General features: G+C 61.6%; 10 protein-coding genes. 4 read left to right on the top strand and 6 right to left on the bottom strand.

Annotated elements, in window-relative coordinates:
• Positions 1–79 precede the first annotated feature (79 nt).
• Both FHW77_RS18700 and FHW77_RS18705 read left to right on the top strand, forming a co-directional pair.
• The gene (locus FHW77_RS18700; RefSeq protein ID WP_111814073.1) at positions 80–1360 is read left to right on the top strand and encodes an ABC transporter substrate-binding protein; all 1281 of its coding nucleotides are present in this window, start codon (positions 80–82) and stop codon (positions 1358–1360) included.
• A gap of 253 nt (positions 1361–1613) precedes the next feature.
• Entirely contained in the window at positions 1614–3596 is a 1983-nt protein-coding gene (locus FHW77_RS18705) for a phosphatase PAP2 family protein (protein ID WP_182590653.1), read from the top strand.
• A gap of 57 nt (positions 3597–3653) precedes the next feature.
• On the opposite strand, the gene FHW77_RS18710 is transcribed toward FHW77_RS18705, so the two are convergent.
• The 5 genes from FHW77_RS18710 to FHW77_RS18730 form a co-directional block, all read right to left on the bottom strand.
• Positions 3654–4877: an MFS transporter gene (locus FHW77_RS18710; protein WP_182590654.1), complete on the bottom strand. Its 1224-nt coding sequence runs from the start codon at positions 4875–4877 to the stop codon at positions 3654–3656.
• On the bottom strand, positions 4877–7306 hold the full coding sequence (locus FHW77_RS18715; protein ID WP_182590655.1) for a TonB-dependent siderophore receptor: 2430 nt from the start codon (positions 7304–7306) through the stop codon (positions 4877–4879). The genes FHW77_RS18710 and FHW77_RS18715 overlap by 1 nt, the downstream gene beginning before the upstream one ends.
• 108 nt (positions 7307–7414) lie before the next feature.
• The gene (locus FHW77_RS18720) at positions 7415–8383 is read right to left on the bottom strand and encodes a FecR family protein (protein WP_182590656.1); all 969 of its coding nucleotides are present in this window, start codon (positions 8381–8383) and stop codon (positions 7415–7417) included.
• An 83-nt stretch (positions 8384–8466) separates the two neighbouring features.
• Positions 8467–8973, bottom strand: a complete 507-nt coding sequence (locus FHW77_RS18725) for a sigma-70 family RNA polymerase sigma factor (protein WP_182590657.1) — start codon at positions 8971–8973, stop codon at positions 8467–8469.
• A gap of 197 nt (positions 8974–9170) precedes the next feature.
• Entirely contained in the window at positions 9171–10319 is a 1149-nt protein-coding gene (locus tag FHW77_RS18730) for an ROK family transcriptional regulator (RefSeq protein WP_182590658.1), read from the bottom strand.
• 212 nt (positions 10320–10531) lie between these two features.
• Between FHW77_RS18730 and FHW77_RS18735 the strand changes: the two genes are divergently transcribed.
• Positions 10532–11428, top strand: coding sequence for a glycerophosphodiester phosphodiesterase family protein (locus FHW77_RS18735; RefSeq protein ID WP_182590659.1), 897 nt, complete (start codon positions 10532–10534; stop codon positions 11426–11428).
• A gap of 133 nt (positions 11429–11561) precedes the next feature.
• On the opposite strand, the gene FHW77_RS18740 is transcribed toward FHW77_RS18735, so the two are convergent.
• Positions 11562–12311, bottom strand: coding sequence for an SDR family oxidoreductase (locus tag FHW77_RS18740; protein ID WP_182590660.1), 750 nt, complete (start codon positions 12309–12311; stop codon positions 11562–11564).
• Positions 12312–12406: 95 nt separating this feature from the next.
• Here FHW77_RS18740 and FHW77_RS18745 point away from each other — a divergent pair, with 95 nt between their 5' ends.
• Positions 12407–13357, top strand: coding sequence for an AraC family transcriptional regulator (locus FHW77_RS18745; protein ID WP_182590661.1), 951 nt, complete (start codon positions 12407–12409; stop codon positions 13355–13357).
• Position 13358: the final 1 nt, after the last annotated feature.

Raw genomic sequence — 13358 nt, forward strand, 5'->3', positions numbered from 1 at the left:
GTCGCAAAACATTGTAAATCGAATTAAGCAGAGGAGCTTCCGTTCGATTTATGAAAATATTTTCATTGGGAGGATGAGCATGATGAAATTGTTTTCGGGCGTCAGCGCCCTCGTAGTGGCCTCTGTCGCAGGTCTTGCGACGGCCCATGCCGAGACCCGCACGATTACTTTCCTTTTTACGGATGACGACCAGGGTTACGTGCAGCGCATGTCGGAACTCAGCAAGGAGTTTGAGACGGCCAATCCGGGTGTGAAGATCAATTTCGTGTCTTCGGGTTATGACGCGGTTTCCAAGCAGCTGCCGGTGCAGCTTGCGGTGGGCGAAGGTCCTGATATCGCCAAGATCACCGACTGGCAGCTTGCGCCCTATTATCTCGACATGCGCCCCTATATGAAGGATGCGGAAGCCTTCGCGAAGCTGCACGGTTCCAGCCTCGACCAGCTTCGCCTGCCCAATGTCAACGATCCGAAGTCGATCAATGGCTACATGGCGTCGCAGACGCTGAACCTGCCCTTCGTCAACAAGACGCTGTTCGAGCAAGCCGGGGAGCCCTTACCCGGCCCAACGGCGAAGTTGAGCGAGATCGTCGAGGCATCCGCCCGTGTCGCCAACGCGACCGGCGTGCAGATCCCCTTCACCATGGACCGGTCCGGCCACCGTTTCTCCGGCGGCGCCTTCTCTTACGGCTCGACTTATGTGAAGGACGGCAAGTTCAGCTTCCCTGACGATGCGGCGAAAAAATACATCGCCGATCTCTTCTCATGGACGCAAAACGGCAGCTTCCCCAAGGAAATGTGGGGTGCGGCTGGCGGTTCGCAGTACAAGAACATGGGTGATGAGTTCGTCAACGGTAACGTCGTGACGTATCTTGCCGGCAATTGGATGGTCAATCCGTTCCAGAACAAGATCGGCGACACCTTCGAATGGACCGCGATCAATGCTCCCTGCGGCGATGCGGGATGCTACGCGATGCCTGGTGGCACCGCGATCGTTGGCTTCAAGCGCACCAAATACCCTGAAGATGTGGCTCACTTCATCGAATTCCTCGGCTCCGAAAAGGTGCAGCGGGAAATCGCCGAGAACTACGTCATCCTGACCGGCGCGGAGATCGTCGATCCGCAATACAAGCTGAAGAGCGAAAACGCCAAGGCGGCGATGAAGGTGTTCCTCGACAACAAGAAGAACGTGCCGCAGGCCGCCCGTGAGTTCGAACGCGCCAAGGGCGGCAGCGCCATGTATCAGCAGATCGTGCAGCGCATGAGCCAGCTCATCGTCGGCGAGCTGACGCTCGACCAGACCTACAAGGTTCTGGAAGATGACGTCGCCAAGATCAACGAGGCCGTCGCGGTCAAGAAATAACGGCCCGACCGTCCGCCTCCGGCGGAATGATGAAGTTATCGAACGATATGCCCGGAGTGGTGCTCCGGGCATATCGCGCCGTTTCTTTCCGAAGGCGGCGCATTTTCGCTGGAGGAATTGCCGCAGGGAGCCGTTCCCGGCGGCCCATCGAAAAACTGCAATACGCTCCGTTTAAACCTGACGATGAGGCGCGCGGAACGCCGCGCCGCCTGTTTTCGTCACGCGTCACTCGCTGAAAATCATAGGATTCGTCATGGCCAGACTGAAGATGTCGTCTTTCTTTTCCGCACGCTCGAGCCTGCTCGCCTCCGTCGCATTGCTGATTCTGGTTCCGGGCGCGCAGGCGTTCGATCGCACCGGCCCGGCAGGTGAGGGTTATGCCATTACGGTGCCGGAGCCGGCGGCAATATATCCGCTGCCGCTTGCCGACAATTACCGCAACCAGACCGGCAAGAATGAGAAAGGCGAGGCGGTTCGCGCCTATGATGACCGGGACAACCCGATCATCGAAATCCTCTCCGGTTTCAACCGCATCTGGACGCTTGGCGATGAACAATGGGCGGATGGCGGCGCCAATGGCGATGGTCCGGCGGATTTCAGCCATGTGAAGATCGTCGATCCCGCCGTCTGGCAGGAAAACATGCGTTACGTGCTGTCCGTGACGGGTGAAAACCGCACGCGCGCCGCCGCTTTCGAAGCCTATATGAATGACCGCCGTTCGCAGGGTTACAGCGTCATCGACGGCATGGGGCCGCTTGCCGACTGGTATCGCGAAGGGGCGGGCGCAACGACGACGGTCAATCATACGCTCGCTGATTTCGATCCGAACGAGGTCATCACCCGCAAGGAAGACGACAAGGGCACCGAGGCGGGTGCAGCCGATAGCGAGCTGAAGGATTTCGTCGCCTTCATGAAGGTGATCCGCGGCCCGGAGGGCACGACGTCGCCGGCGAAATATTTCTATTCCTCACCACGGCCCTGGCGCATGAACGACAAAGGCGAGGTGATCGAGACCGGCAAGGAAACGATTGGCGACCGCAGCTTCGAGAGCCATGACAGCGATCCGGGCGTCATCGTGCCGGCGCTGAAATATGCGCGGGAAAATCGCGGGCGCGGCAAGGATGGCGGTTTTCCGAGCGGGCACACCAATGCCGCCTATCTGGCCGCCATCGCCTATGCCTACGCGGTGCCGGAGCGCTTTTCCGAATTGCTGACGGCTGCCTCCGAACTCGGCGAGAGCCGCATCGTCGCCGGCATGCATTCGCCGCTCGACGTGATCGGCGGCCGCATCACCGCAACCGCCATGGCTGCCGCCATGTTGCAGGACCCCAAAAATGCCGAGGTGAAGAAGGCCGCGCATGCGGCCTTGCAGGCCTATTTCGCCAAACGCCTGCCGCAGGGCCAGTCCCTTATCGATTTCGCCCATGGCGCAAAGCCGGATGTCGACAAATTTGCCGATGCGGCGAAGAACGGGGCGGATTATCGCAGGCGCATGACCTATTCCTTCAGCCGCGACAGGGCCGTAGGCGATGCGCCGATGGTGGTGCCAAAGGGGGCGGAGATCCTGCTGGAGACACGTCTGCCCTATCTCGATGCCGTCCAGCGCCGCGCCGTGCTGTTTTCTACCGGCATCGAGGCCGGTTATCCGCTGCTGGATGACAGCAATGGCTGGGGCCGCATCAATCTGGTCGCTGCCGCCGGAGGTTACGGCGCTTTTGACGGCGATGTCGAGGTGACGATGGACGCCGCCGCCGGCGGTTTCAATGCGGCGGACAGATGGACGAACGATATTACCGGGGCAGGGCGTCTCGTCAAATCTGGCAGCGGAGCGCTGACTCTCGGCGGCCATAACAGCTATGGCGGCGGCACCATTCTCAGGGAGGGAACGCTGGTGGCGTCGTCCGCCGATGCGCTTGGAACCGGCGGCGTGCTGGTCAGCGGCGGCACGCTTTCGCTCGGCGGAGAGACGGATCTTGTCATCGGCGGCGACTATGCGCAGTCGGGCGGCACGCTGGCGGTCGATCCGAAAAAGGCTGCGCTTCGGATCAAGGGCAATGCGGTGCTGGACGGCGCGACGCTGAAGCTCGCTTTCGATGGAGGCGCGCCAGCCGCCGGCACGCGGTTCGAGGTGATCTCCGCCAACGGTCTGACCGGGACATTCGCCACGATAGATGCGGGCAATGTGAAGGTACGGCCGGTCTATACCGGCTCGGCACTGTCGGTGGTGGTCGAATAGGCCGATGCAGGAGGCCCGCCGGGCGCGGTTTAAGCCGCCGCGCCCGGGGGCTTCGGTTCAAGAATTCTGCCGTCGCATAAGCAGGAAGATGACCGGTGCGGCGAGCACCGAAACGATGGCGGCGATGATGAAGGAGGCCTGATAGCCGAATTTTTCGGCAATCGCGCCGGCACCCAGCCCGCCGATCATGCCGACAACGCCATCCATGCACTGGAACAGGGTGAAATCGACCCCGGCCTGCCGGGGGTCGGACCAGCCCATGAAGCAGGCGTAAAGCGCGACGAAGCCGATGGACATGATGCCCGACGAGCTTGCCACCGCAACCGCCATGACGACCCATTGCGAAATATCGCGATGAACGCTGAAATAAGCGAAAAGGCACAACAGCGCCGTCTGTACGAAGATGGCGATGAGCAGGATTCGTGACGCCCCGTAGAGCCGCACCAGCGTGCCGCCGAGCAGCGCGCCGGCGAAACCGACGATCATGCTGCCGACGCCATTCAGCGCGCCGATGGTGGCGAGATCGAAACCGTAGTCGACCAGAAACGGGCCGAGCATGGCGAGACCCCATTTCTGCGCGGCGACATAAACCGCCGCCACCAGAAGGCCGGTGCGGACTTCCCGTCGCTTGAGCGCGTTTTTGATCGATGGCAGGTGATCCCGCGTTTGCGTGACCGTTCTTGCCGCCGGGCCGAACAGGAAGGGGAGCGCGAGCAGGATGACCAGTCCGGCCATGACCAGCGTGGCGCTCATCCAGCCGGCGCGTTCCACCAGCACCAGAAACAGGCCGGCGCCGATGGCGGAGCCGAGATAGGAGCCGCCCACCTGCGCGGCATTGCCCCAGCCATGATGCTCTTCCGCCAGCGTTTCGACCGCATAGCCGTCGCAGGCGATGTCGACTGTCGCCGTCATCAGCGCGATCACCGACAGGATGGCGATTGCGACGGAAACCGGCGACGGGCCGGTGAAAGCAAGAACAGCGAGGCCGCAGGCGCAGGCGGCGATGCCCGTGCCGACGATCATCCGCGACCGGTTCCTGCCGACGGGCGGCAGCCGGTAACGCTCCACATGCGGCGACCAGAGGAATTTCAGCGCCCAGGGCAGAACGACGAGATAAAGCAGGCCGATCTGGTCCAGCGGCAGTCCGGCGGTTCTGAGCACCGCCGGCAGGCCGAGAAAGGTCAGCCCGCCAATCACGCTCTGGCCGACATAAAGTCCGCCGACCGCCACGAAGACGGCGGCCGGCGACGGCTTGGTTGTGGCAGGGTTCTGCTGCAGCATCAGAAGCGATACCGGATGCTGCCGACGACCTTGCGGCCTTCGTCATAATAGCAGAAGCCCGTGGTGCAGACCTGTTTCACCTCGTCGAGAAGGTTGGTGGCGTTGATCTGCAGTTTCACGCCTTCCAGCGAGGGCAGGGCCTTGCCGAGATCGTAGCGCAGCGAGGCATCGACGAAGGTGCGGGCCTCGTTGTCGAGAATGGGCGTGTGCTGGTTGTCGCCGAAGCTCGATCCGACATAACGCAGCCCCGCGCCGATGCCGAGGCCTTCGAGCGCGCCGCTCTGGAACTCGTAATCGGCCCACAGCGAGAAGGTGTGATAGGGCGAAGAATTGAGCTGCTTGCCCACGGTTTCCGACGTCAGTTTGGTGATTTCGACGTCGTTATAGGAATAGGAGCCGATGAGGCTCCAGCCATTGTCGAGCGAGGCCGTGGCTTCGAGTTCCACGCCGCGCGAGCGCAGGTCGAGCTGGCGCAGCAGGTTGATGCCGGACGAGGTCTCGTAGACCGTCGCATTGTCCTGATCGAGATTGAAGAAGGCGGCGCTTAGCAGGGCGTTATATTGCGGCAGGGCATATTTCACGCCGAGTTCATATTGCTTGCCGACCGTCGGCTGCGCCTGGCCCGTTACCGTTCCCGTGGTGATGATGACGCCCGGATTGGCGACGAAGGAGGTGCCGTAGCTGACATAGGGCATCACGCCGCTGTCAAAGACATAACCGAGGCTGGCGCGGCCGGTCGTCTTGGTTTCATCGCCCTCATAGGTGGGAGCCGTTGCGTCTCCGACGGTCTGGGCCTGATATTCGGTATCCAGCCAGTCGTGACGAATGCCGGCCGTCAGGCGCCAGCGGTCGATTTCAACCTGATCCTGCGCATAGATGCCGAGCGTGTTCATCCGCTGCTTCAGTATCAGCGACACATCAGGCACATAGGTGAAGGCGTCGGAGAAGGGGCTTGCGCCGTTGCCCTGTTTCGAGGTGTAGGACATGTGGCTGAAGTCGATACCGGTCAGCAGCGTATGTTTCGCCGGGCCGGTGTCGAATTCTGTCTTCAGGTAATTGTCGGCGGAGACGCCTTCATTGTCCTCGATGGTGATGCCGGGATAATTGGCGAAGACCCATTGCTGGTCGGCCGAAAGGGCTGAATAACGCGCCTTGCTGTAGAAGGTGACGTTGTCGTTGATTTCATGCTCGAACTCGTAGCCGATACGCCATTGTTTCTGCTCGAAATCATTAAAACGGGAATCGCCGCCATAAACCGGCGTCGCGCCGATTGACTTGCCGTCGCTGCCGTAATTGTTGATGTATCCCCAGGTGCCGCCGGTGGTGCTGTCCATGTATTCGCTGAGCAGCGTCAGCTTGGTGCCGGCATCCGGCTGGAAGGTGAAGGCCGGCGCGATGAACAGCCGGTCGTCCTTGATGGCGCTGATTTCGTTGCGGCCGTCGCGGGCCACCCCGGTCAGGCGGTAAAGCATGGTCTTCTCGTCATCGACGGCGCCGGAAAGATCGAAAGCGCCCTGCACGCGGCCGAAGGAGCCATATTGCAGCTCCACCTCGCGCAGCGTCTCTTCGGTCGGGCGTTTCGAGATGATATCGACAATGCCGACGGAGCTGCTTGCACCATAGATGGAGGCGGCCGGACCGCGCAGGATGGAAACCGCTTCCACGCCATAGGGCTCAAGCCGGGCGCTGCCGTTCTGGCTGCTCACTTGCCGCAGGCCGTCGCGGAAGATGCCGGTGGTGCTGAGATCGGTGCCGCGCACCTTGAAGGCGTCGAAGCGCGGCTCCGCACCATATTGGCCGATGCGCGCGCCGGGCGTGTAGTTCAGTGCTTCCGAGAGGTTCTGCGGTTTCAGGTCATCGAGCTGCTTGCGGCTGACGGTGGTGATGGACTGGGCGGTTTCGGCGACCGGCGTATCGGTCTTGGTGGCGGTGCGGCCGGATTTGCCGACATAGCCATTGCTCTCGATGATGCCCCTGGCGCCTTCAAGGCCGGTGCCCTGCACGGTGATCGGCGCAAGCAGGGTGCTGCCGGCGGCAGCCGAACCGCCGCTTTCGCCGGTCTGGCTGGCGGGATCGAAAATGCGGACGGTATTGCCGCCGGCCAATGCGTAGTTCAGTCCCGATCCGGCCAGAAGCCCGCTGACGGCCGCCGATACGTTGAGTGTGCCCTTGACGCCGGCCGTGCTGCGGCCCCTGGTGATCGCGGAGGGGTAGACCATGCGCAGATTGGCCTGGCGGCCGAAGCTGAGAATGGCGTTTTCCAGCGGCCCTGCGGGAATGGAGACGGTGACGGTGGCGGGTGCGCCGCTTGCGGCGGGCGGTGTCTGCGCGCTGGCGGTCGTGGCGCCCGGACCTGCGGCGACGATACCCCCGATGATCGCCGTCGTCGTCAGCCAGAACCAGCCGCGTGCCTGCTTGCCCAAATTCATGTCATTCCCTCTCACTCGTGATCTCATGCTGCCCGATTAAACGGGTCCTGATTGCCTAGAGTGAAAAGGCGGGCCGACTCCTGACGTCGGATTTGCGAAAAAGTTATTTTATCGCGAGCGGACGAAAACCAGCATTCCGGAAAGCCGCGATACCGAAACGGGAAGACTCTCTTCGAGAATGGTGAGGGCCTGATCCGTGTCCTTGAGGTCGAAGATGCCGGAGACGTGCTGCCTCGCCGCCGCCTCATCGAGGATGACGATGCGGCCCCGGCGATATTGCGAGAGAATATCGAGAACCTCGCGCAGCTGCTGGCCGGAAAAGACGAGCTTGCCTTCCCGCCAGGCCATGCTGTTGGCGACATCCTTGCGGGCGCGCACCAGCCTGCCGTCGCCACCAAGGGTCACGGCCTCTCCGGGCGTCAGCACGGCGATCTCGCCGCCTGTGGTCACTTCCACCCGGCCTTCCTCCACCTGCACCTCCTGCGGCAGCGCGCCATTGCCGGTGCGCACCGAATAATGCGTGCCGAGCGCCTTTGCCGTCAGCGCTCCATCCTCGACAATGAAAGGCCGCTCCGGGTTTTTGGCGACATCGAAATAGGCTTCGCCGCGAAGAAGGGTGATGCGCCGTTCCTTTTGCGAATAATGAATGGCAATCGCGGTATCGGTGTTCAGGCTGACGCGGCTGCCGTCTTCCAGCGAAAGCATGCGTGTTTCGCCGATTTCGGTGTAATAATCCGCCTGCCAGCGGTCCTTCAATCCGCTTTTCTCCGCAAACAGCGCTGCGAGCCCGATGAGGCAGAGACCGGCAACACCCGCCAGCATTGCCCGGCGAGGTCCGCGCCGTTTTCGCTGCTCGACCGGCGCAAGCTCGATATCGCCAAGCTCGCCCCAGAGGCTCTGCATGTCCTCATATGCGCTGGCATGGGCGGCATCGGCCCGCAGCCAGACATGAAACGCCACGCGCTCCGCTTCCGTCGCGTCTGCCGATTGCATGCGCGCCACCCACAGCGCGGCCTCTTCGGCCGGAGCCTCATCGGTCAAGCCGTTATCCTTCAGGCCGTCCGGGCGCTTGTTCATGTCCTGATCTGCCGTTGTTGCGTGCTGATGTGTATTCCTTTTCCCTTATAGAGTGAAAAAGGATGCGAACACCTGATGCCGGTCTACATTTTTATTTGCGCGCGGACCTGACGGCAGTGCAGCAGCGCCTTGATGATGTGTTTTTCCACCATGTTGCGGGAAATGCCGAGACGGGCGGCGATTTCGCCATTGGAATGGCCATGCAGGCGGCTGAGCACGAAGACCTGCCGGCAACGCTTGGGCAGGGCCTCGATCGCCCGCGCCATTAAAATAAGGTGCTGGCGCCCGGCGACGATCCGCTCCTGCCCCGGCTCTTCGCAGGCAACGGCAAAACCCGCTTCGTAAGGTGCGAATAACGGCCGTTCTCGCGACTGGCGAATGGCGGTCAGGCGGGCGACGGACCGGGCGATCTGGAAGAGATAGGCCTGTGGATTGTCGATCAGCGTCGCATGAGAAACCTCCAGCGCCCGCAGCACGGTTTCCTGCATGGCGTCGGCGGCGTCTTCCCGGTTCTGCAGGCGCCGGCGGAAAAACCGCATCAGCCGGCTTTCCTCCTCGGTATCGAGAACCTGTAACAGGGCTTTGCTCATCAATCGACCCGGTGACGTATTGGCTTGGCGCATGAAGCAGCCGGATATGCTGCCTCATGTCGCGATAAACATGATAGTTGTAGTCATATTTATCGCTTTCGGATGCAAGCTGCCAACCAGTAAAAAACCGGGGGCGAAATCAGGCTCACGTTTCCGTGATGATTGTTGCGGGATTACATCAGGCCGCTTGGGCTGAGTTACAGGAAATAGCGCACCCTGAGCGGCAGCAGCGCCGCACCTATGGCGGATGGATCGCCCTTTGTTTCACTGAGAACCAGCTTCGCCTCCTTCGGCCCGACACCGTAACGATGTTCGCGCCGGGAGGGCATGTGCGTGCGTTCGATCATCATCTGCCCCAGCGCGCGTGGCAATTGTCCGCCAAAGACGATGGCCTGCGGATCGAGAACCGCGATCAGGCTCGCCACCAGCCTGTCCACCTGCGGCATCGTCTCGGTGAGCCACTCCTCGACGCCCGGCCATGCGGGGTCGAACCGCTGGTGAAGCGCCTCGATGGAATGGATGTCGACGCCGTTTTTCTGGAGCGTGGCGATCAGATATTGCAGGGCCGGGCGTTTGGGCGATTCATCCGGGCTGTATATGCCGCTGAATTCGCCGGCATTGCCGTGAAAGCCGTGAAACGGTTGGCCGCCGAGGATCAGTCCGCCGCCGAAACCGTAGTTGAACGACAAGTACGCAAAGGTCTGGCACCAGGAGCCCACGCCGCGAAGGCTTTCACCGATCGCTCCCGTGGTGGCGTTGTTTTCCAGCCAGACCGGCAGGCGGAACCTCTCTTCGAGGATCGGCTTCAGGTCCATCAGCGACCAGTCGCGCAGGGGCTCCGGCGCATTGAAGGCGCGGTCCTCAGACACGAAGAAGCCGGACATGCAAAAACCGAGGCCCAGCAGTCGCTCGCGCGGGATGCCATGTTCCGAGAGCAGCCGTTCGAGGGCCTGCGACAATGCGGCGAGCGTTATCTCCCGGTCCTCCGGAAGCATCTTCAGTTTTTCCTCGACGACCACGTCGCAGCGGAAATCGGCGATGCAGATCACCACGGAATCTGTGTTGATGGAAATGCCAAGCGAATAGGCCGCTTCCGGCACCAGTTCGATGGTGGGGCTGGGCTGGCCGCGCGTGCCCTTGAGCGGCGTGCCGGTTCGCAGCAGCCCGCGCTCCAGCAGGCCTTCGATCAGCCGGTGGACGGATTGCTGTGTCAGGTTGGTGTGACCGGTGATCGACGCGCGGGCAATCGGGCCGTGGCGCCGGATGATATCGAGAACGAGGCGCTCATTCTCGCTGGCAAGCGGCTGGCGGTCGAAACTCTGGGGCTGGGTCTGATCCATGGTCATCGCTCTGGATAATGGCTGTGCGGGGCGGCTGCAATGCGGACCACCATGACTGAAATGACTTTTCATGGACCCTGTTATAAATATTACACTATGAGTGTATTAAATCCAGACGGTCAACAACCGGTTCGCAGGAGCCGCCTCGGCCGCGGGCATGGAGAAAGTCTGACCCCGGCAACCAGCGCCGGTAAACACAACGTGTGAAAGTGAAAATCATGCATCAAACCCTTGCCGCCTCCCGAAATACCTCCAGCCCCTGCAATGTCCTTGCGCTCTGCTCGCGCGACAATCCGGCCATCCTGACCATTGCCCATCGCGGTTTCTGGACCGCCACCGCCGAAAATTCGCTGGCTTCCGTCCGTGCAGCGGTTGCAGCGGGGGTAGAGATGATCGAGATCGACACGCAGGCGACGGCCGATGGCCGGCTGGTCGTCATTCACGACGGGACACTCGACCGCACGACGACGGGGAAGGGCGTCGTGAATGCGCTTCCCTTCGAGGTGGTCCGCGCCGCGAGACTGAAGGCCGGTGCGGGTGGCGACGCGGCCGAGGTGACCGATGAATGCGTGCCGACGCTGGAAGAATTGCTGGAAGAGGCGCGCGGCAGGATCGCCGTCAATATCGACACCAAATTCGCCCGCGATCTGCCGCTGGTCATGGAAACCGTGCTGCGGCTCGATATTCAGGATCAGGTGCTGGTGAAGACCGATATCGACCCGGAAGCCGCCCGTTTCGAGGTGCTGGATGCGCACTGGTTCGGCAAGATCCCGCATATGCCGATGTTCCCGGCGCGGAAGGGCAAGTTTGCGGAGGATTTGCGCCGTATCGAGGCGTTGCGTGCGCCGATGATCGAGGTGAAATTCACCGATATAGCCGATCTGGCTGAAGGTCGTGCCGAGATGGAGCGCCAGAACATCCGTCTCTGGATCAACACGCTCGACGTCGCCCATTGCCTCGATTTCAATGACACGCGCGCACTGGCGGACCCTGAAGCCGTGTGGGGCGCTCTCGCCGAGGCCGGCGTCGGAGCGATCCAGACGGATGAGATCGAAGCTTTTACCGGCTGGCTGAAGACGGCCCCCGGCGCGACGGGTAGAGCATTGGCAAGATGAGCAAGCGTCTCGAAGCGCCGTCGCCATCGTCCTGGTAAAGTCGATGGCAGATGTGTTGAAACATCCGCCATCTGCATATCAGCCGGCTGAAACGCCGCAACCGGGCAATGTCCGGTCAGGCCGCTATCGGTCGTCAGTTCGCCCGGGACAGCGCAATTGCATCAGGACCTGCGGGAAAACGAAGCTGGCCGGATACATCACGGACGGCGCTCCAGATCGCTTCGGCGACATCGCCTTCGCTGGTCGTCATGGCCGGTTTGGCGAAGCCTTCAAGGATTGGTCCTGCAAGGTCCATGTAGTCTTCCGGCAGCAGTTGCTCCAGCGGCAGGATGGCGTTTGTCGTGAAGCGGGTGGTCGGGGCATAGCCCGGTTCCACCAGCTTCACCCGGATGTTGAAATGACCCAGCTCATGCGCAAGCGAACCGGAGAAACCCTGGATTGCCTGCTTGCTGGCGGTATAGGCAGCGGCGAGCGGGAAGGAGGCAAGCGTGGCGCTGGATGTGACGTTGATGATCGTGCCGGATCGGCGCTTTCGCATCTGCGGGATTATCGCCTGCGTCATCGCCATCACACCGAAGCTGTTGGTGTCGAAGATCGTGCGGATTGCCGACATGGGTGTCGCTTCAAAAGCGCCGACCATGCCGATGCCGGCATTGTTGACCAGGACATCGACCGGACCTGCCGCATCGATCAGCGCCGCGATGCTTTGTTCGTCCGTCACATCCAGCGGCAGGACGCGCAACCGCTCAGTGTCGCCAACGACGCGGTCGGGATCCGGATGCCGCATGGTCGCAACGACATTCCAGCCGCGCGAAAGGAAGAGTTCGGCGGTTGCCTTGCCATAGCCCGATGAGGTGCCGGTGATGAGGATCGTTCTGGTCATCATAATCTCCATTGTTCGATAGGACCGGAGATAGACGACCTGTTCTGGATGATATATGCTACGAACTCCGCAATTTATTATTGATCGTCCAGACAATGGATCCTCTTAGCGATATCATCGATCTTCTGCGGCCGAGCGCCGCCGTTTCGAAGCCGATTTCCGGACGAGGCCGATGGGGCGTGCGTTATCGCGCCTATGACGCCCCGGGCTTTGCCGTCGTGCTGGTCGGTGCGGCATGGCTTATGATCGATGGCCGGGAACCTCTGCGGCTGGCGTGCGGTGATTTTCTGCTTTTGCCCTCCACGCCCGCCTTCTCGCTTTGCAGCGACGCCGACGTCGACTGCATTCCGGTCGAGCCGCAAGATCAGGCGGTGCGGCATGGGGAACAGCAAGGGGAACCCGATTTCGTGGCGCTGGGAGGAAGTTTCACGTTCGAGCGGGTCAATGCGGCGCTGCTGCTTTCGTTGATGCCCGAGCTGATCCATGTGCCGGCGGGTGAGGGCGGAGCATCCCGGCTGGCGCGTCTGATCGAGTTGCTGGCGGAAGAATGCACGCGCGAGGATGCGGGCAAGGAACTGATCATCCGGCGCATGCTGGAGGTTTTGCTGGTTGAAGTGCTACGTCGGCCGAACGCCGGTATCGAGGCCATTCCTGCAGGACTGGTGAAGGGAATGCGCTTGCCGGGGCTTGCCCGCGCATTGTCCGCCATGCACGCCGATATACGTGTGAATTGGACCGTGGCCGAACTGGCTCGCATCGCCGGCATGTCGCGTTCGGCCTTCGCAGCACGATTTAATGAAATGCTAGGCTGCGCGCCGATTGAGTATCTGGCTCGCTGGCGGATGGCGCTGGCCAGGGACGCGCTGATACGCGGGGTGAAGTCCCTCGATGATATCGCGGAGGAGATCGGCTATGAATCCGTCAGTGCATTCAGCACCGCTTTCCGCAGAAGAAGCGGTGTCGCTCCTGGCGTCTTTGCCCGCGCAAATGGCGACAGACGCCGACAGCAGGCAGGATTTTTCCAGCCGTTGCCGGTCATGCGGTAAG

The organism is Agrobacterium sp. RC10-4-1, from assembly GCF_014138475.1.
In the GTDB taxonomy this organism is placed as follows: Bacteria; Pseudomonadota; Alphaproteobacteria; order Rhizobiales; family Rhizobiaceae; genus Agrobacterium; species Agrobacterium pusense.